This window comes from Pseudomonas sp. NDM (assembly GCF_003105095.1).
Classification (GTDB): domain Bacteria; phylum Pseudomonadota; class Gammaproteobacteria; order Pseudomonadales; family Pseudomonadaceae; genus Aquipseudomonas; species Aquipseudomonas moraviensis_A.
Window position 1 is genome coordinate 48,903 of the sequence record NZ_QETJ01000008.1, and the last position, 18,931, is coordinate 67,833.

The following is an 18,931-nucleotide window of genomic DNA, read 5'->3' on the forward strand; positions in this document are numbered from 1 at the left end:
TAAAACGACGGGCGCCGTAATCCGTCATCACGGCGCCCGTTGTTTTAGCTATTGATCATCTCGCGCACCTTGGCGGTGAGCAGATCAAAGGTGAAGGGCTTGGTGATCATCTGCATCCCCGAGTCGAGGAAGCCACCACGCACCGCCGCGTGCTCGGCATAACCGGTAATGAACAAGACTTTCAGACCCGGTCGATATTGCCGACCGACCTCCGCCAGTTGCCGACCATTCATGCCCGGCAGACCGACGTCGCTGATCAGCAGATCGATACGCTGCGTCGAGTTGAGGATCGGTACCGCGCCATCGGCGTCACTGGCCTCTACGAACGCGTAACCCAACTCACTGAGCACGGCGCTGACCAACACCCGCACCGCCGGGTCGTCTTCGACGATCAACACGGTTTCGCCGTCCATCGCGTAGGGCGCCTGTTGCGAATCAGAGACCGGTTGCTCGGCTTCCTCACCGCGAAAACGCGGCAGATACAGTCTGACAGTGGTGCCCTGATCGACTTCACTGTCGATCGAAACGTGCCCGCGCGATTGCTTGCTGAAGCCATAGATCATCGACAGGCCCAACCCGGTGCCCTGGCCGATCGGCTTGGTGGTGAAAAACGGATCGAACGCGCGGCTGACTACGCTCTGCGGCATGCCGCTGCCGTTGTCAGTGACGCTGAGCATCACGTAGTCGCCCGGTTCCAGATTGCTGTAAGCCGCAGTGAAATCGCGATGCAGAACCTGATTGCTGGTCTCCACCACCAGTTTTCCGCCCTCGGGCATCGCATCACGGGCGTTGATTACCAGATTGAGCAGGGCGCTTTCGAGTTGATTGGGATCGGCTTCGGCCACCCAGAGGTTGTCGTCCAGGCGCATTTCCAGATGAATGCTTTCATTGAGGCTGCGTTGCAGCAGCTCGCCCATCGATAGCACCAGCGTGTTCATTTGCACGGCTTTCGGGTCGAGTGACTGACGGCGCGAGAACGCCAGCAGGCGATGGGTCAAGCCGGCGGCGCGGTTGGCGGACGTCACGCCGAGATCGATCAGGCTGTCGAGATCCTCGGTACGCCCCCTGGCCAGACGTCGGCGCAGCAGTTCGAGGCTACCGATAATGCCGGTGAGCATGTTGTTGAAGTCGTGGGCGATGCCGCCAGTGAGTTGGCCGACCGCTTCCATTTTCTGCGATTGGCGCAGCGCTTCTTCGTTGTGGCGAAGTTGCGCGGTGCGTTCTTCGACCTGCTGCTCGAGGGTTTCCAGGGTCGATTGCAGGCGTCGTTCGCTTTCACTCAGGTCGATCAGACGATCGCGCGCTTCATATTGTCGTCGCCGCCCGCGCAGGGCGGCGGAGACCAGACTGACCAGCGTCGCGGGATGGAAAGGTCGTTCGAGAAACGTCACGTTGCCCAGCAGCGCGCTCAGTCGCGACGGCGGCCCCTGTTCCTCGCCGCCGTGATGAGTCAGCAGGACGATTGGCAGATCCGACCATGCGGGTTGCTGATCGAGGTATTCGATCAGATCACCGAGTTCCGGCCCGCGCAGCGCTTCGGCGGCAATCAGCAGCAGCCCTGCGCCGAGTTCCAGCTCGGTCCGCAGGGCGCCAAGATCCGGCGCAATCAGGCCACCGTATCCGGCCTCATTGAGGATCATCAGCGCAATCTGACTGTCGCGACCCATGGGCGCCAGAATCAGCACCCGTTCGGCCAACGGGGTATTGACCGTCACAAGCTTTCATCCTCGAGCAGCGGATTACCCGCTCCGATGTAGGTCGGCACGCCACGCAGCACGCCCTGGAAGGATTCCAGCGGTTGACCGATGGTCATGCCGCGCGAGGAAATCCGGTATTCGCGAATGGTCGATTCGTGGCTACCGGTGCGTTTTTTGATAATCGAAATGGCCCGACGGACCTTGCCCAGGGCTTCGAAGTAACGCAACAGAATCACCGTGTCGGCCAGGTAGGTGATATCCACCGGCGCCTGCATGTCGCCGACCAGACCGTGCTGGGCAACTGTCATGAAGGTCGCCGCGCCTTTACGGTTGAGGTACAGCAGCAGCTCATGCATGTGCAGCACCAGCGCGTTTTCTTCCGGCATCGCCGCTTGATAACCGTTGATGCTGTCGATAACGACGGTCTTGATGTCGCGCTCGTCAACGCAACGGCGCACGCGATGCGACAACTCACCGGGCGACAGCTCAGCGGCGTCCACTTGCTCGATCAGCAGATTGCCAGTCGCCTGCAAGGCTTTAAGGTCGATGCCGATATGGCGCATACGCTCGAACAGCAAGCCCAGCTCTTCATCGAAAATGAACAGCGCGGCTTTCTCGCCGCGAGCCACCGCAGCGGCAGCGAAGATCATCGAAATCAGTGATTTGCCGGTACCGGCCGGGCCGAGAATCAGCGTGCTTGAGCCGGTTTCGATACCGCCACCGAGCAGGGCGTCCATTTGCGGGATACCGCTGGACAACTGCAGACGTGCGTAATCGCCGCGATGTTCGGCCGCCACCAGGCGTGGAAAGACGTGGACGCCGTCGCCCATGATGGTGAAGTCATGGAAACCGCCACGGTATTTCTGTCCGCGATACTTGACCACTCGTACTCGACGACGCTCGGCGCCGTAGCTCGGTGTCAGCTCTTCAAGGCGGATGACGCCGTGGGCGACACTGTGCACGGTTTTGTCGAGGGACTCAGTGGTCAGATCATCGAGCAACAGGACGGTGGCGTCGTAGCGCACAAAGTAGTGCTTGATCGCCAGGATCTGCCGACGATAGCGCAAGGAGCTTTGCGCCAGCAGACGGATTTCCGAGAGGCTATCGAGCACCACGCGGGTCGGTTTGAAGCGCTCGACCACTTCGAAAATCTGCTTGGTCGCCTCACCCAGCTCAAGGTCCGAGGAGTACAGCAGACTTTGCTGGTGCTCGGCGTTCAGCAGGCTTTCCGGCGGCGTCAGTTCGAAGATCTGGATGTTCTCGTTCAGCTCCCAGCCATGGGAGAGTGCACCTTGACGCAGTTCTTTCTCGGTTTCCGAGAGAGTGATGTACAGGCAGCGTTCCCCCTCCAGCGCTCCGGCGCGGAGGAAATGCAGAGCTACCGTGGTTTTGCCGGTCCCGGGTTCACCCTCGAGCAAAAACACATGGCCGCGAGACAGGCCACCGGCGAGGATGTCATCCAGACCTGCGATGCCAACGGCAGCTTTCGCACTGATCAACTCGTTTGATGTAGTCAAAAAATGCCCTCTTATGACTAGGGTAATCGGCGGCTGGCTTAGGTGAGCCGCCTGAGTAACTTGACCTCAGGGCGTGTTCACGGTTCCGCTTTTTCTTTGGACAGGTGGCCGATTGCACCCGCTATAGCTTGATTAAAGACCTTGTTGCAGGGCCGGGTCGTCTGGATTCAGTTGTTCGAGTTGCGCCAGCAGAATCTGTACATTCTGCAACTGGCCGCTTTCCTTCCAGTAATTGATCAGCAGCACCCGCGCCTTGCGGTCGGCGGGGTGGCGCTGGACGATTTCCTGCAATTGTTTCTGCGCCGCTTCCAGCTCTTCCGCGCTGTGCAGAGTGGTGGCAAGGTCGTAGCGATAATCCTTGTTGTCGGGCTCCAGCTCGACGGCTTTGGACAGGCCCAGCAGCGCGTATTCGCGCTGGCCGTGATGCAGCAGCCACAGACCGAGGGCGTGCTGCAGATAGGCCGAATCAGGCTGCGCCTTGAGCTGGCGGGCGAGTAACTGGCGAGCGGCATCGCTTTGCCCCTGGCGATCGAGTACATCGATCTGCATGACCAGCGCCGGCAGGTTGCCGGGCTCCAGGCGCAAGGTATTGTCCAAGGCCTCTTGAGCCTGTTTGTACTCGGCGTTGTGAATATACAGGCGGGCCAATTGCGCATAATGGGCGGCGCTTTCCGGCTGGCTTTCGAGATTCTGCTGCCAGCCATCGATGGCCTGCTGCAGCGGCGCAAAATACAGGCCTAGCTCGTCAGGCGTCAGGCCGAGCAGGGCGTTGATTGCGGCGAAACGGACCGTTTGTACTTCATCGTCGAGCAACGGCCCGAGCAACAGACTGCGCTGCCCGCCGGGTACGAGGCCGACGATGCTTTTGATCGCCGCGACGCGCACTTGTGGCGCTTCGTGGTGCAAGTCGATATCAGCGAGTTTTAGTGCCTGCGGACTCGGATAATTGGGCAGCTCGCCATGCAGCCAGACCCGGCGCTTGACCGAGATGTCCGGGCGGCCCAATTGCTGGTACAACTGGCGCGCCGCTCCGGGTTCACCGGTGCGGGCGGCGTTGAGCGCTTCGCTGTAGCCATGTTTGATAGCATCGGGAATGGTCGGTGTGCTGCTGCGCAAGGACAGCCAGATGACGCCGAGGATCAGTACGAGGCCTAGGCCGATCAGCAGGTTGCGGCGGGACTGAGTCATGCGGGTTTCCGAAAGCTTCGAACTTGAGCAGAGCGGCAAGCTTCGGTCAGCTTGGCGCGTGAGTCAAACCCTTGCCAGCGAAACGTCCTACGACACGTGTCGACTGTGAAATCCGTCAGGCTTTTGTGGCAGTGTCTACGCTTGCAGAAGTCGTTTTAAAGAGTGTGCCCATGTCAGCGCTGTTCACCTATTTCAAGGCTTTGATCCATCCCGGTCAGGCTGTTTTGCTGTTTGCCCTGCGGACCATCGCCGCCGGGCTGTTGACCCTTTATCTGGCGTTCATTTTCGATCTCGAACAGCCGAAATGGTCGATCATGGCCGTGGTGATTGTCAGCCAGCCACTGGCGGGGATGGCGCTGGCGCGCAGTTTCGGTCAGGTGATCGGCACCACCGTGGGTGCGGCGGTGGCAGTGCTGATCATGGCGATATTTCCTCAGGCGCCGCTGCCGTTCATTACCACATTGGCGTTGTGGCTGGCGCTGTGCACGGCGGGCGGCACGTTGTTGCGCTACACCAGCTCCCAGGCGTTCGTGCTCAGTGGCTACACCGCAGTGGTCGTAGCATTGCTGGCGATTCCGGATCAGGACGGCACCTTTTTGCTCGCCGTCACCCGAGTCACCGAAACCCTGCTGGCGGTGGCCTGCGTGTGTGTGGTCAGCTTGCTCACGGCCCGGCCTGAAGCGGTTGCCAAGGGCTATTTCGCCAAAATCGATCAGGTGATCAAACTGGCGGCCAGCCACGCCGCCGAGGTGCTTCGCACGGAAAAAGGCGAAGCCGAGTTCCAGCGTCGGCAGATGCAACTGCTCGGTGAAATCAGCGCACTGGAAGGGTTGCGGCGCCATTTGTATTTCGATGCGCCGCGTCTGCGCAGTGCCGACAACCTGGTATTGCTGCTCGGCAATCAGCTGATGTTGCTGACGTCGCGACTGACCGCGCTGCGTCATCAACGCGAATTGCTCATCGAGCGCTGGGAGGGCGATCTGCCGCTGGAGGTTCAGCAACTGCGGGCCGAGGAACTGGCATTGCTGGAGCAATTGGCGCAACAGGGTCGCGCGCTGTCTGGCGCCGATCGGCAGCGCTTCGTCACGTTGCAGCAACAGTTCGAAGCCTTGGCCTACAAGGCCGAGCAGCAGACCGAGAACATGAGCGCGACCCTGCGTTCACTGGCGTGGGCGTTGCGTTGGGAGCAGGCGCGCCTGCTGCAGCAACTCGACCAGATTCTCGAACTGAGCGACGCCATACAGGAAGGGCGCCCGGCCAGTTGTCTGTATCGCGGCCAGAGCAGTCCGTTGCACCTGGATTTCACCCTGGCCTCGATGAACGCGATTCGCGCTTTTACTGCGCTTCTGGTCAGCGGGCTGATCTGGATCGAAACCGCGTGGGATGGCGCCCGGGGCGGGATGATTCTGGTGGGGATTCTCTGCTCGCTGATGGCGACCTTCCCGCGTCCGCTGATGGCTGCGCAAAGCTATGCGCGGGGCCTGGGCCTGGCGCTGGTGGTGTCGGCGCTCTATCAGTTCATGCTGGTGCCGGCGATCAGTGATTTCGAGATGCTCGCCTTGCTGCTCGCGCCGCTGCTGTATGCCATTGCCGTGGGCATTTCCAGTCCGGCCACCGCCGGGATAGGCATGGGCCTCGGCCTGTCGAGCTTTCTCATGCTCGGACCGCAAAATACCGGCACCGGGCAGAACACGGCGATCCAATGGTTCGAATTTGCCGGCGCTTATGTCAGTGCAGCGATGCTGGCCCTGATCGTCTATGCACTGATCTTTCCCTTCCGCCCGGACTTGCGCATTCGCCGTTTGTACGGCGAAGCGCGGGAGCAGGTGTACCAGCTCAGCAAAATGCCGGCGACCGATGAACAACAATTCGCCTTCGAGAGTCGGATGACCGATCGCCTGACCAGCATGCTCGGCCTGCTCCCAGCGGCGAACGACCGCGCCATGCAGCGCCTGTACGAAATCAGTCTGGCTTGCGTGGCCGTGGGCGTCGCCATGCATCAACTGCGGCAGCAGGCTTTGAACAATGGATTGCTCACCGACGCGTTCGGCCAGCGCCTGGCGTCGGCGTTACGCAAAACCGGTCGCCTGGTTGCCGGACGCGGTGATGTGCAACTCGCCGCACTGCTTGCCACGCTGCACCAACTCGGAGATGAGCTGGACGAGCTGCACGCCGACAGTCACGAACATTTATGGTCGGTGTTCCGTATGCGCGTGGCGCTGCTGATTGTGGTGTCGTTCCTCGAGCGCCACGGCGAGCATCTGCAACCTCAAGTCCTGCAAGGAGAACCGCAACTTGCCCATTGATTTCGAGATTGGCGGCGTCTATCTGCCGCCGATTGCCCAAGCGCTGTTACTGGCGATTCCGATTTTCATGTTGCTGGACTGGTGCCTGCGGCGCCTGGGCGTACTGCGCCTGGTCTGGCATGAAGCGCTGTTCGAGGGCGCGCTGTACGCCTGTGTCTGTGCCACGCTGATTCTGTTGATGGGAGCCTGATGTCTTGAAAGCGCTAGTTGCACGAATGATGACCGTGGCAGTGGTGATCCTGGCGATCGTCCTTGGCTGGTTCGCCTGGGAGTATTACACCCGCGCGCCGTGGACGCGGGATGCCCGGGTGAGGGCGGATGTGGTGACGCTGTCGGCAGATGTTTCGGGGCGTATCGTCAAACTGGCGGTGCAGGACAACCAGCATGTCGACAAGGGCCAATTGCTGCTGGAGATCGATCCGGCGCGCTATCAATTGGCGGTCGAGCATGCCCGGCGTTCGGTGGAAGTGTCCAAGGCTTCGCTGGGGCAATCGCAAGCGGCGATCGTCGCCAGTGAAGCCCTGCTCAAACAACGCCAGAGCGAAGAACGTCGGCGACGCACGCTGAAGCAAGGCTTCGCGATTTCCGGTGAGGAGTGGGAGAAATCCAGCACCGACGTGGCGGTTGCCCAGGCGGATCTGTTGCGCAATCAGGCCAACCTCGGGCTGGCTGAGGCCAATGTGCAACTGGCGATTGCCGCGCTGACTCAAGCCGAACTGGATCTGCAGCGCACCCGTGTCGAATCGCCGGTCAGCGGTTACGTGACCAACCTGCTGACCCGCCAGGGTGACTACGCGCAGGCAGGCGGAGCACTGCTGGCGCTGGTCGACAGTGATTCGTTCTACGTCAGCGGTTATTTCGAAGAAACCAAGCTGCCGCGAATCGAGGAGGGCGACCGGGTGCGCATTCAGTTGATGAGCGGCGAGAGCTTCGGTGGCACGGTAGAAAGCATCGCCTTCGCCATTGCCGACCGCGAGAACGCGCCGGGCAGTCGACTGCTGGCGAACATCAACCCGAGCTACACCTGGGTGAAACTGGCGCAGCGGGTGCCGGTGCGCATTGGCATTGATGGTGATTTTGCCGGCAAGAACCGCCTGCGCGCGGGCACGACGGCCACAGTGACGGTCCTGGAGGATCACAAATTTCAAGACCGCCCATGAACCACTGTGGGAGCGAGCAGCCTCGCTCCTACAAGGAATTCAAGCGCTGCTCAAGGGCATAAAAAAACCCCGCGACCGAATGATACGCGGGGCAAAAAAATTGGTTGGTTGCGGCCAACCAAAGGAGCTCTTTAACAATCTTTACTGGCTGGCGACCGTCTCCGGTTGCCAGCCACCGCCAAGGGCCTTGTAGATCGCGACAATGCCGCGATACAGCTCGACTTCGGCCTGGGCCTGACTGTCTTCGGCGTTCAGGCGTTCACGCTGGGCGTCGAGCAGGACGAGGAAGTCGGTGGTGCCTTCGCGATAGCGGATTTCCGCCAGATCGGCAGCCTTGCGGCTGGATTCGCTCTGACGAATGAGCGAAATCAAGCGTTGCTGACGTTTGCCGTAATCACTGAAAGCGTTTTCCGATTCTTCCAGAGCCAGCAGCACTTGCTGCTCGTAGTTGGCCAGTGCGCCTTCGGCATCGGCGTCAGCGCCACGCAGACGAGCGCGGACGCTGCCGAGGTCAAACGCAGCCCAGGTAATACTCGGGCCGAGCGCCCAGGCGTTGGCCGCCGAGGAACCGATCTGCGAGCCGCGCCCCGCCGTCCAGCCGAGGAAGCCGCTGAGGCTGACCCGGGGAAACAGGTCGGCTTTGGCCACGCCGATGCGCGCAGTGGCCGAAGCCAGTTGCCGCTCGGCGCTGAGGATGTCGGGACGACGTTGCAGCAGTTCACCCGGATCACCGATCGGCAGCGCTTTGGCAATCGCCGGCAAGTCTTTCGGACTCAGATCCACGGTCAGTTTGTCCGGGCGTTCACCGAGCAGGGTGGCAATACGGTTTTTCTGCCGGACCTGTTCCGCCTGCAACTGCGGCACGCTGGCTTCGACGTTGGCCAGACGTGCATCGGCGCGCTCGACATCGAGCTGATCACCGACACCGGCATCACGCAGGCTGATGGTGATCTTGCGCGACTCCTCCTGGTTGTTGAGGTTGGCCACGGCGATTTTTTCCCGCAGCTGGGCGCCGCGCAGTTGACCGTAGGCGTCGACCAGTTCGGCAATCATGGTGACTTGCAACTGGTACAGATCGGCTTCGGCAGCCTGTTGGTCGGCGTCGCTGGCTTCCAGATTGCGCTGGATGCGCCCGAACAGGTCGAGCTCCCAGGCCATGTCCAGACCCAGGTCATAGCGTTCGCTATTGACCCGGTCGGTGGTCTGGCCGGGAATCTGGCCTTTGCCCAAGTCACTGCTGGCGCGGCTGGTGATGGTCGGCATCGCGTCGTTGCTGGCGTCGTCGCGGATCGCCCGGGCGGCTTTCCAGCGGGCGAACGCCACGCGCAGTTCACGGTTGCCTTGCAGCGACTGACTTACCAACTGGTTGAGGGTCGGATCGTCGAATTGCTGCCACCAGATGCCTTCGAATTTCGAACGGTCGAAGTTCTTTTGCCCGGCGGCGCCGTCGGTGGCGGTCGTGATGTTGGCCGCCTCCGTGGCTGGGGTCTTGTAGTCGGGGCCGACGGCGCAGGCGCTGAGGGCCAGCACCAGCAGACTCGGCAGGAAGACTTTCAGACTCATTGGTGCGCCTCCAGTGGCTTTTGAAGAGTGTGTGCCTTGGCCGCTTTGCGCTGCTCACTGCGTTCAACGAAGTTACGGATCAGCACGTAGAACACCGGCGTCAGCAGCAGACCGAAGAAGGTCACCCCAAGCATCCCGGAGAACACCGCCACACCCATCGCGTGACGCATCTCGGCACCGGCACCGCTGGAGAACACCAGTGGCACCACCCCCATGATGAACGCGAAGGAGGTCATCAGGATCGGCCGCAGACGCAGGCGGCAGGCTTCCAGTACCGCAGCGAGCGGGTCGAGGCCTTCTTCCTGTTTGTCCTTGGCGAACTCTACGATCAGAATCGCGTTCTTGCAGGCAAGTCCCACCAGTACGATCAAGCCGATCTGGGTGAAGATGTTGTTGTCACCGCCGGAAATGATCACACCGGTGATGGCCGACAGCAGGGTCATCGGTACGATCAGGATCACCGCCAGTGGCAGGCTCCAGCTTTCGTATTGCGCGGCGAGTACCAGGAACGCCAGCAGTACGCAGAGCGGGAACACGAACAGCGCGGTGTTGCCGGACAGAATCTGCTGGTACGTCAGGTCGGTCCATTCGTAGGTCATGCCGTTCGGAAGTTCTTCCTTGAGCAGTTTCTCGATGGCTTTTTCCGCCTGGCCCGAGCTGTAGCCGGGGGCTGCGGCACCGTTGATTTCCGCGGTGATGAAGCCGTTGTAGTGCATCACCCGATCCGGGCCGGAGGTGTCGCTGACCTTGATGAAGGTCGCCAGCGGGATCATTTCGCCTTTGTTGTTGCGTACTTTCAGTTGACCGATCTGATCGGATTCAAGACGGAACTGTTGTTCGGCCTGAACGTTGACCTGATAGGTACGCCCGAAGCGGTTGAAGTCGTTGGCATACAGCGAACCCAGGTAGATCTGCAGGGTGTCGAAGATGTCGCTGACGGCCACGCCGTGGGTCTTGGCTTTTTCCCGGTCGATGGCGGCATCGACCTGCGGCACGTTCACCGTGTAGCTGGTGAACAGACCGGCCAGTTCCGGCACGTTGTGGCTCTTGTTGATGATGTTCATGGTTTCTTTGTACAGCTCGTCGTAGCCCAGGTTGCCCCGGTCTTCGATTTGCAGGCGGAAACCACCAATGGTGCCCAGGCCCTGTACCGGCGGTGGCGGGAAGATCGCCATGTACGCTTCCTGAATGTTCGCGTACTGACCGTTCAAGGCACCGGCAATCGCGCCGGCGGACATGCTCGGGTCTTTACGCTCGTCGAACGGTTTCAGGGTCACGAAGACGATGCCGGCGTTCGGGCTGTTGGTGAAGCCGTTGATCGACAGGCCCGGGAACGCTACGGCGCTTTCCACGCCTGGCTGTTTCAGCGCGAGGTCGGACATGCGCTTGATCACGTCTTCGGTGCGATCCAGGCTCGCGGCATCCGGCAATTGCGCGAAGGCCACCAGGTATTGCTTGTCCTGGCCCGGTACGAAACCGGTCGGCGTGCTGGAGAAACCGAAGAACGTCAGCACCATCAGGCCTGCGTACAGCAGCAGAGCGATGCCGCTGCCGCGGATGACCCGGCGCACGGTGCCGACGTAGCCATGGCTGGCGCGGTCGAAGAAGCGGTTGAACGGACGGAACAGCCAGCCGCCGAAGATCTTGTCGAGCACCTTCGAGAAGCGGTCTTTCGGCGCGTCGTGGCTTTTCAACAACACAGCGGCCAGCGCGGGCGACAGGGTCAGCGAGTTGAACGCCGAGATCACGGTCGAGATGGCGATGGTCAGAGCGAACTGTTTGTAGAACTGCCCGGTGAGGCCGGAAATGAACGCCGCCGGAACAAACACTGCACACAACACCAGTGCCGTTGCGATGATCGGCCCGGTCACTTCGCGCATGGCACGTTTGGTGGCTTCGACCGGCGTCAGTCCGAGTTCGATGTTCCGTTCGACGTTCTCTACCACCACGATGGCGTCGTCGACCACGATACCGATGGCCAGTACCAGACCGAACAGCGACAGGGCGTTGAGTGAGAAACCGAACAGGTGCATGACCGCAAACGTACCGATCAACGATACCGGCACCGCCACCAACGGAATGATCGAGGCGCGCCAGGTCTGCAGGAACAGGATCACTACTAGCACCACAAGGATCAGCGCTTCGAACAGGGTGTGAACCACCGCCTCGATCGAGCCACGGACGAAGATCGTCGGGTCATACACGATGCTGTAGTCCATGCCCTGCGGGAAGCCTTTCTTCAGCTCTTCCATCTTGCCGCGCACTTCGTTGGAAATGTCGATGGCATTGGAGCCCGGACGCTGGAAGATCGGAATCGCTACGGCCGGCTGGTTGTTCAGCAACGAACGCAGGGCGTACTGACTGGAGCCGAGTTCGACGCGAGCGATGTCTTTGAGGCGGGTGATCTCCCCGTCGTCGCCAGAGCGAATGACGATGTTCTCGAACTCTTCCTCGGAGACCAGACGGCCCTGAGTGTTGACCGACAGCTGAAAGCTTTGCGCGGTCGGGGCAGGGGGCGCGCCCAGTTGACCGGCGGCGACCTGACGGTTTTGCTCGCGAATGGCGGTGACCACATCGGTCGCGGTCAGATTGCGCGAAGCGGTCTTGTTCGGGTCGAGCCAGACCCGCAGCGAGTAGTCACCCATACCGAACAACTGCACGTCACCGACACCACCCAGGCGAGCGAGCTCGTCCTTGATGTTAAGGATCGCGTAGTTGGACAGATAGAGCATGTCGTAGCGCTTGTCCGGCGAGGTCAAGTGCACAACCATGGTCAGGTCGGGCGAAGCCTTGTCGACGGTGATACCGATGCGCGTCACTTCCTCGGGAAGCTTCGGCTCGGTTCGGGTCACCCGGTTCTGCACCTGCACCTGCGCGTTGTCCAGGTCAGTGCCCAGGGCGAAGGTGATGGTCAGGGTGATCTTGCCGTCAGCGGTCGATTGCGAGGACATGTACAGCATGTTCTCGACACCCGTGATCGCCTGCTCCAGCGGAGCAGCCACGGTTTCACCGATGACCTTTGGGTTGGCGCCCGGGAAGTTGGCGCGCACGACCACGGTCGGCGGCACGACTTCCGGGTATTCACTGATCGGCAACTGGAACAGCGAGATCGCACCGGCGATCAGGATCAACAGCGAGAGCACCGCTGCGAAGATCGGCCGGGAAATGAAGAATTGGGAAAAATTCATCGGAGTTGTCGTCCCTTAACCGCGTGGGGTCGTAGCAGCCAGCTTCGCAGCCGAACCCGATGCGCCCTTGGCAGGGGCAACTTTGGGCAGGTTGCTGGCTTCCAGCGCTTGACGTTGTTGAGCAAGGGCGGCGAGGGTCTGCTCGCTGGCCATCGGAATCACTTCAGGGGTAACCGGAGAGCCGGGACGAACCCGCTGCAGCCCCTTGACGATGATGGTGTCGTCCTTGTTCAGACCGTTGCGAACGATGCGCAGGCCTTCGATCTTCGGACCGAGCTCGACGGCGCGGTAGGCGGTCTTGTTGTCGCCATCCATCACCAGCACGAACTTCTTGCCCAGGTCAGTGCCAACGGCTTCGTCGTTGATCAACATGGCGTTATAGGTGCCGCTGCCGACCAGTTTCAGTCGTGCATAGAGGCCCGGGGTGTAGGTGCCGTCAGCGTTGTCGAACACGGCGCGACCACGGATGGTGCCGGTTTTCGGATTGACCTGATTGTCGACGAAGTTCATCTGGCCCAGGTGCGGGTTGCCGTCCTCGTTGGACAGGCCCATGTACACCGGCGTGGTTGCGCCGCGCTGGCCGTTGCGGGCCAGTTGGGTGTATTTGAGGAACACGCGTTCGTCGGCGTCGAAGTAGGCGTAGACCTTGTCGGTGGAGACGACGCTGGTCAGCGCAGTGGTGTCGGCGGTTACCAGGTTACCGGCAGTGATTTCGGCGCGGCTGACGCGGCCACTGATCGGTGCGGTAACGCGGGTGAAGCTCAGGTTCAGTTTGGCCAGGTCCAGTTGTGCTTGCAGAGCACCGACGGCGGCGCGGGCCTCTTGGGCGGCGCTGGTGCGCGAGTCGGCCAGTTCAGCGGAAATGGCGTTGCTGGTGCGCAGGCGTTCACCGCGAGCTGCTTCGTTTTCGCTGCGAGTGGCGGTGGCGCGGGCTTGGGCGACCAAGGCTTCGAGGCGGCGTACCTCGGCCTGGAACGGACGCGGGTCGATCTGGAACAGCAGGTCACCTTTCTTGACCAGTGCGCCTTCGGTGAAGGCGACCTGATCGATCTGGCCCGAAACCCGTGGCCGGATCTCTACGGTTTCCGGCGCTTCGAGACGCCCGGTAAATTCATCCCACTCGTTGACCGGTTGTTCCAGCACCTTGGCTACGCTGACTTTGGCAGCGGGCGGGGCGCCGGCAGTCTCCGGAGTTTTGCCGCAGGCGCTCATCACCAGTACGGCCAGCATGGCCAACGGGAAGCGCAAATGTTTGAGTGATTGTTCCATGGATGCAATCCGCCGAAGTATTGAAGATGGGCGGATGATGCTCGGCGGGGGTGTGATGGCACGAATCGAATGAAGCGAAGGTAACTATCATTCGGAATGATATAAGCGCCGAGACAGCCCTCTAGCATGCACCTTTCGTTAGGTGCCTATCCATCGGCTTCAAGGCAATTCTGTGTTGCGCGATTCGCAATGATTCACCGCAATTGAAAATCCTCGACCATAAATGAAGAAACGGCCATGAAGGCCGTTCCGGTCAGCGTGTTGCCGTTGTGTCAGTTGATGCCTTTGCGGTTGGCACCGAAACGGTTCGGCCCAGGCTGGCTGTCCTGCGCCAGGAAAACGATGTTGACGATCGGCAGCAGCAACCACCAGCCACTGCGATCCGTGTCGTGCATACGGCGCACGCCGACAGCAATGCTCGGGATCAGCAGCGCCAGATTATAAAGGCCTTGCAGCACGCCACCAGTGTTGGCAAAGCCGTCAATGAAGCCCACCACGAAGGCGACGCCCATGTTGATCAGGAAGAACAACCAGTATTCACGGCGCGTGGCGCGACCGTTGAACACGGCGTAATTCTTCAACGCCTCAAGGTAAGGGTTGCCTGTCGTGATGGCAGGGCCGCTTGGGTAGGCCTGCGGAGCCGCCTGAGGCGCGCCGCACTGAGGGCACGCCAGCGCCAGCGTACTGATTTCCTTGGCGCAACCGCGGCAGTAAACCATGCTCATATTTTTTCCCTAAAATTATTGGATCGATAGACAGAAAAGAACCAGCGCGGTCAGGCCTGACAATATGATGCCGGCGATCGCGAGGTTTCTTCCGGGGTGTTTTTCGTTGATGCAGATGATGCCGCAAGCCAGACCTGCGACGCTGAACAGTCCGACGCCGAGGATCGTTTCGAAGTCCCAATCGGAATCATCAAACAGAGTGATAGCGCAGATAATTCCGAAGATCAGCGAAACGATGGCCAGCCAGGGAATCCCGGCTTGCGAAGATGGCACAAAGGCCTGTTGGCTCGCCCCGCATTGGGGGCAGGTGAGCGCCGTCTCATGGAGCTCCTTGGCGCAAGCACGACAATAGACCATTGCCATCGTTTTCCTTAACTGAATGCGAATGCCCGACCCTCCATCGGCGGGGCGGCGGTAATTTAATCTCTATCGCGCGATTTGTCACGGCTCTTTGCCATCATCGCGTTATGGCAGTGTGACCAGGTACGTCTGCCTGAAAACAGTGGCGTTTCGCTCTAACATGAGTGGAGACTCATGCTTCGATCCTTCGCCCATCTCCGGAACCCTTCTGTATGCGAGACCTGCCCCCGACCGCGACGCTGCGCGCTTTTGAAGTCGCCACCCGACACCCGACGTTCACCGCGGCCGCGCAGGAACTGCACGTGACCCAGAGCGCAGTCAGTCATCAGCTGCGACATCTGGAGGATTTGTGGGGGCTGCAGTTGTTCGAACGCGGCAAGGCGTTACGCCTCACGGCAGCGGGGGCTACGCTGGCGCCGATCGTGCGCGAGTTTTTCATCAGTCTGGAGGCGACGCTGGACGATTTGCGCGAACAAAAGGGCAGGGTGCGGCTGCGCGTCAGCACCACCTACTCCTTTGCCTTGAAGTGGTTGCTGCCACGCTTGCCGAGCCTGTCACGCCAGCATCCGGAATTGCTGGTGTCGCTGGACACTACGGACAAGATCATTCACTTCGCCAACGGCGAAGCCGACGTCGCGATCCGCTTGGGCAAAGGCAATTATCCCGGTCTGTACACGGAGTTCCTGTTTGGCGAGCAGGTGTTTCCCGTGGCGAGCCCCGAGCTGCTGCAGCGCGTCGGCATGCCGGGCAGTCCCGCAGAGTTGCTGCAAATGCCCTTGCTGACCCGCGACGGCGCCGAGCTGGTGCCGAAATGGGAGGTGTGGTTTCAATCCATCGGTCTCGGGTTTTCGCCGCTGCGCGAGAGCGTCAGGTTCGGCGACACCAACATGACGGTGGAAGCCGCGTTGCTCGGCCAGGGCGTGGCGCTGGTGCGCAGCGGCCATGTCGAGAATGAAATCGGCGACGGTCGCCTGGTGAGGCTGTTCGACGTGCCTTTCCCATCGCCGCTTGCCTACTATTTCGTCTGCCCCAAGGGCATCGAAGCCCAGCCGCACATCCTCAGATTTCGCCAATGGTTGCTTGGGGAAGCGTTGAAGGTGCAGAGCGCACAACTGTGAAGTATGAGCTTTTGCTCATGGTGTAATGAGCAGACTTCTCTGTAACACCGGCGCCGGGGATGCCTAGAATGCGCCATGCCTATTCATCTCGTACTCCTCGTCCTGTTCGCCGCGCTCCTGCATGCCAGCTGGAACGCGCTGCTGCGCGGCGGCGCCGATCGGCTCTGGTCGATGACGATGATGTGCGTCGCCATCGCCATCGTCTGCGCCGTCGCCGCCGTTTTCATGGCCCCGCCTGCACCTGAGAGCTGGGGTTATGCGCTGCTCTCGGCACTGCTGCATGTCGGCTACAACCTGTTTCTGGTGCGCAGCTATCGGGTTGGCGATCTAGGGCAGATCTACCCGATTTCCCGCGGTTCGTCGCCGGCGCTGATTACCCTCGGCGCCGCGCTGTTTGCCGGCGAAACCATCACTCCCGCTGAGCTGCTCGGCATTGGCCTGGTGTCCGGGGGGATTATTTCGTTGGCGTTCCGGGGACGCAGCCTGTCGGTGCCGAGCTTGCCTTATGCACTGGGCACCGGGTGCTTCATTGCCGCCTACAGCGTCGTCGATGGCATTGGCGCCAGGCTTTCCGGAGCGCCACTCGCGTACACGGTGTGGATGAGTGCCCTGTGGGGCGTGTTGATGCCGGTGGTCTATATCGCCCTGCGCGACGCCCGTAGCCTGTTTTCCGTGCGGCCCGGAATGCTCACCGCGGTGGTCGGCGGACTGGTCTCGCTGCTGGCTTACGCAATCGTCATCTACGCCATGAACGAAGCGCCACTGGGCGCGGTATCGGCGCTGCGCGAAACCAGCGTGCTGTTCGCTGCGTTGCTCGGCTATTTGTTCCTCGGCGAAAAGCTCACCGTCCGCCGAATGCTGGCGTGCGTGGTCATCGCCTGCGGCGCCATCATCATCGGCTGACACAGCCCAACTGTTCAGGAGAACGTCACATGGATAAGGCTTCGCAAGTACCGCTGATTCTGATCACCGGCGGCAGTCGCGGAGTGGGCGCCGCCACCGCCAGACTCGCCGCAGCACAAGGCTACGACGTTGCCATCAGCTACGTCGCCAACGAGTCCGCCGCGCTGGCGGTGGTGGCCGATGTTGAAGCATTGGGGCGCAAGGCGCTGGCGGTGCGTGCTGACAGTGCTGACCCGCAGCAGGTCGCTGACCTGTTCTCGGCCATCAATCGTTCATTCGGGCGCATCGACGTTCTGGTGAATAACGCTGGTGTGCTGGCGAAACAGTCACGTATGGAAGACCTGAGCTTCGAACGCATGCAGCGCATTTTCGCGGTCAATGCTCTGGGACCGATCCTGTGCGCGCAGCAGGCGGTGAAGCGCATGTCTCAGCGCCACGGCGGGGCGGGCGGCGTGGTGATCAACATTTCGTCTGCCTCGGCCCGGCTGGGCAGTCCGAATGAATACGTCGACTACGCAGCATCCAAAGGCGCGCTGGAAACCTTCACCATCGGCTTTGCCAAGGAAGTCGCGCGGGAAGGAATTCGGGTCAACTGCATTCGCCCGGGGCACATCTATACCGACATGCACGCCAGCGGCGGCGAACCGGGTCGGGTTGATCGCGTGAAGGATTCGATCCCGATGGGTCGGGGCGGACAGCCGGAAGAGGTGGCGCGGGCCATCTTGTGGCTGGCCAGCGCAGAGGCTTCGTTTGTCACCGGGACATTTCTGGATGTGACGGGGGGCAAGTAGGTCCGGCTACAGGCTATCCGGGTCGCCAAAAAACATCTGAATCCGCGACCTCAACCACCGCTCCCCCGGATCATTATCCTGCGACCCACGCCAGGCCATGTGCAGTTCAAATGTACGCGTCGGCAGCGGCGGGTCTTCAGCACGCAGGCCGCCTGCTGCCGTCAGTGCTTCCGCCGTGTAATCCGGTACGGTCGCGACGATATCGGTTCCCGCCAGCAACGTGCCCAATCCGTTGAACTGTGGCACCGCCAGCACCACGTGGCGTTTGCGTCCGAGCTTTTCCAGTTCTTCATCGACAAAACCACTGAGGTCGCCAGCGAACGACACCAGTGCGTGCGGTCGGGCGCAGTAGTCGTCCAGGCTCAGCGGCCCCGGCACGGTGTCGGCACGCAGCAGCTTCGGTGCGCTGCGGCGCAGGACCTTGCGCTTGGCGTTGGCCGGCAGGTCGGTGGTGTAGCTGACGCCGATCGAAATCTCGCCGGAGGCCAGTAGGCCCGGCATCAATATGTAGTTGACGCGGCGCACCACGAGGACGATGCCCGGTGCTTCGGCGCGCAGGCGCTTGAGCAGCATCGGCAGCAGCGCGAACTCAACATCGTCGGACAAGCCGATGCGAAACACTGACGTGCTGGTCGCCGGGTCAAATTCGGCGGCACGACTGACGGCGGTCGAGATCGAATCGAGTGCGGGCGAGAGCAGGGCGAAGATTTCCACGGCGCGCGCGGACGGCTCCATGCTGCGGCCAGTGCGGACAAACAATGGATCGTCAAACAGGCTGCGCAGGCGCGATAACGCCGCGCTGATGGCGGGTTGGCCGAGGAACAATTTTTCCGCGGCCCGAGTCACACTGCGTTCGTGCATCAATGTTTCGAACACGATCAGCAGGTTCAGGTCGACACGACGCAGGTCATTACGATTCATCTGGAGTCCTGGCAGAGTCATCAAACTTGACGAGGGCGGCCATATGAGAACAATGGCCGGCATGAATCTTACGGGGAAAGGCTGGTACTCTGCACCGGAAAATTCAGCTTTACTGCGACGGTGGCAGGCCTTTTTTCATGGATTTTGCCAATGCCGCTCCTGCTGCGGAATCAATGACAGGCATGTCGACTATTAATAGCCACTGATGGTCTTGGGTCAAAAGCC

The 18,931-nt window shown here is 61.1% G+C and carries 15 protein-coding genes; 6 read left to right on the top strand and 9 right to left on the bottom strand.

What is annotated here, in order from left to right; translation table 11 throughout:
- Window positions 1–44: 44 nt before the first annotated feature.
- The 3 genes from DCO47_RS03825 to DCO47_RS03835 form a co-directional block, all read right to left on the bottom strand.
- Complete coding sequence (locus DCO47_RS03825; protein WP_065616291.1) at window positions 45–1,715, bottom strand: ATP-binding protein; 1,671 nt, start codon at window positions 1,713–1,715, stop codon at window positions 45–47.
- A complete protein-coding gene (locus tag DCO47_RS03830) occupies window positions 1,712–3,214 on the bottom strand; it encodes an ATPase domain-containing protein (RefSeq protein WP_116657490.1) in 1,503 nt (500 codons plus the stop codon). Before DCO47_RS03830 ends, DCO47_RS03825 begins: the two co-directional genes overlap by 4 nt.
- A 132-nt stretch (window positions 3,215–3,346) precedes the next feature.
- Window positions 3,347–4,402 (bottom strand): tetratricopeptide repeat protein, encoded by a 1,056-nt coding sequence (locus tag DCO47_RS03835; protein WP_116657491.1) that lies wholly within the window; start codon window positions 4,400–4,402, stop codon window positions 3,347–3,349.
- A gap of 170 nt (window positions 4,403–4,572) precedes the next feature.
- Here DCO47_RS03835 and DCO47_RS03840 point away from each other — a divergent pair, with 170 nt between their 5' ends.
- Genes DCO47_RS03840 through DCO47_RS03850 form a run of 3 tightly spaced genes read left to right on the top strand, consistent with a single transcriptional unit; the run spans window position 4,573 to window position 7,868 of the window.
- The gene (locus tag DCO47_RS03840; RefSeq protein WP_116657492.1) at window positions 4,573–6,708 is read left to right on the top strand and encodes an FUSC family protein; all 2,136 of its coding nucleotides are present in this window, start codon (window positions 4,573–4,575) and stop codon (window positions 6,706–6,708) included.
- Window positions 6,698–6,898: a DUF1656 domain-containing protein gene (locus DCO47_RS03845; protein WP_016774855.1), complete on the top strand. Its 201-nt coding sequence runs from the start codon at window positions 6,698–6,700 to the stop codon at window positions 6,896–6,898. Before DCO47_RS03840 ends, DCO47_RS03845 begins: the two co-directional genes overlap by 11 nt.
- A 25-nt stretch (window positions 6,899–6,923) precedes the next feature.
- Window positions 6,924–7,868: a biotin/lipoyl-binding protein gene (locus DCO47_RS03850; RefSeq protein ID WP_371919856.1), complete on the top strand. Its 945-nt coding sequence runs from the start codon at window positions 6,924–6,926 to the stop codon at window positions 7,866–7,868.
- Window positions 7,869–8,009: 141 nt separating this feature from the next.
- Here DCO47_RS03850 and DCO47_RS03855 read toward each other — a convergent pair whose 3' ends face one another.
- The 5 genes from DCO47_RS03855 to DCO47_RS03875 all read right to left on the bottom strand — a co-directional run bounded on the left by DCO47_RS03855 (window position 8,010) and on the right by DCO47_RS03875 (window position 14,976).
- Complete coding sequence (locus DCO47_RS03855; RefSeq protein WP_116657493.1) at window positions 8,010–9,431, bottom strand: efflux transporter outer membrane subunit; 1,422 nt, start codon at window positions 9,429–9,431, stop codon at window positions 8,010–8,012.
- Entirely contained in the window at window positions 9,428–12,619 is a 3,192-nt protein-coding gene (locus tag DCO47_RS03860) for an efflux RND transporter permease subunit (protein WP_042610067.1), read from the bottom strand. The genes DCO47_RS03855 and DCO47_RS03860 overlap by 4 nt, the downstream gene beginning before the upstream one ends.
- A gap of 15 nt (window positions 12,620–12,634) precedes the next feature.
- Window positions 12,635–13,888 carry a multidrug efflux RND transporter periplasmic adaptor subunit MexE gene (mexE, locus tag DCO47_RS03865; RefSeq protein ID WP_039761553.1) on the bottom strand — a complete coding sequence of 418 codons (1,254 nt, stop codon included), beginning with the start codon at window positions 13,886–13,888 and terminating at the stop codon, window positions 12,635–12,637.
- 272 nt (window positions 13,889–14,160) lie between these two features.
- Window positions 14,161–14,613 carry a DUF805 domain-containing protein gene (locus tag DCO47_RS03870; RefSeq protein WP_039761551.1) on the bottom strand — a complete coding sequence of 151 codons (453 nt, stop codon included), beginning with the start codon at window positions 14,611–14,613 and terminating at the stop codon, window positions 14,161–14,163.
- A gap of 15 nt (window positions 14,614–14,628) precedes the next feature.
- Entirely contained in the window at window positions 14,629–14,976 is a 348-nt protein-coding gene (locus DCO47_RS03875; RefSeq protein WP_042610065.1) for a hypothetical protein, read from the bottom strand.
- Window positions 14,977–15,185: 209 nt separating this feature from the next.
- On the opposite strand from DCO47_RS03875, the gene gcvA reads away from it, so the two are divergent.
- The 3 genes from gcvA (at window position 15,186) to DCO47_RS03890 (ending at window position 17,785) form a co-directional block, all read left to right on the top strand.
- Window positions 15,186–16,091: a transcriptional regulator GcvA gene (gcvA, locus tag DCO47_RS03880; protein ID WP_042610064.1), complete on the top strand. Its 906-nt coding sequence runs from the start codon at window positions 15,186–15,188 to the stop codon at window positions 16,089–16,091.
- A 75-nt stretch (window positions 16,092–16,166) separates the two neighbouring features.
- Window positions 16,167–16,994, top strand: a complete 828-nt coding sequence (locus DCO47_RS03885) for a DMT family transporter (protein WP_065616296.1) — start codon at window positions 16,167–16,169, stop codon at window positions 16,992–16,994.
- Window positions 16,995–17,023: 29 nt separating this feature from the next.
- Window positions 17,024–17,785: a glucose 1-dehydrogenase gene (locus DCO47_RS03890; RefSeq protein WP_116657494.1), complete on the top strand. Its 762-nt coding sequence runs from the start codon at window positions 17,024–17,026 to the stop codon at window positions 17,783–17,785.
- A gap of 6 nt (window positions 17,786–17,791) precedes the next feature.
- On the opposite strand, the gene DCO47_RS03895 is transcribed toward DCO47_RS03890, so the two are convergent.
- Entirely contained in the window at window positions 17,792–18,706 is a 915-nt protein-coding gene (locus DCO47_RS03895; protein ID WP_042610061.1) for a LysR family transcriptional regulator, read from the bottom strand.
- Between the last annotated feature and the right edge of the window lie 225 nt (window positions 18,707–18,931).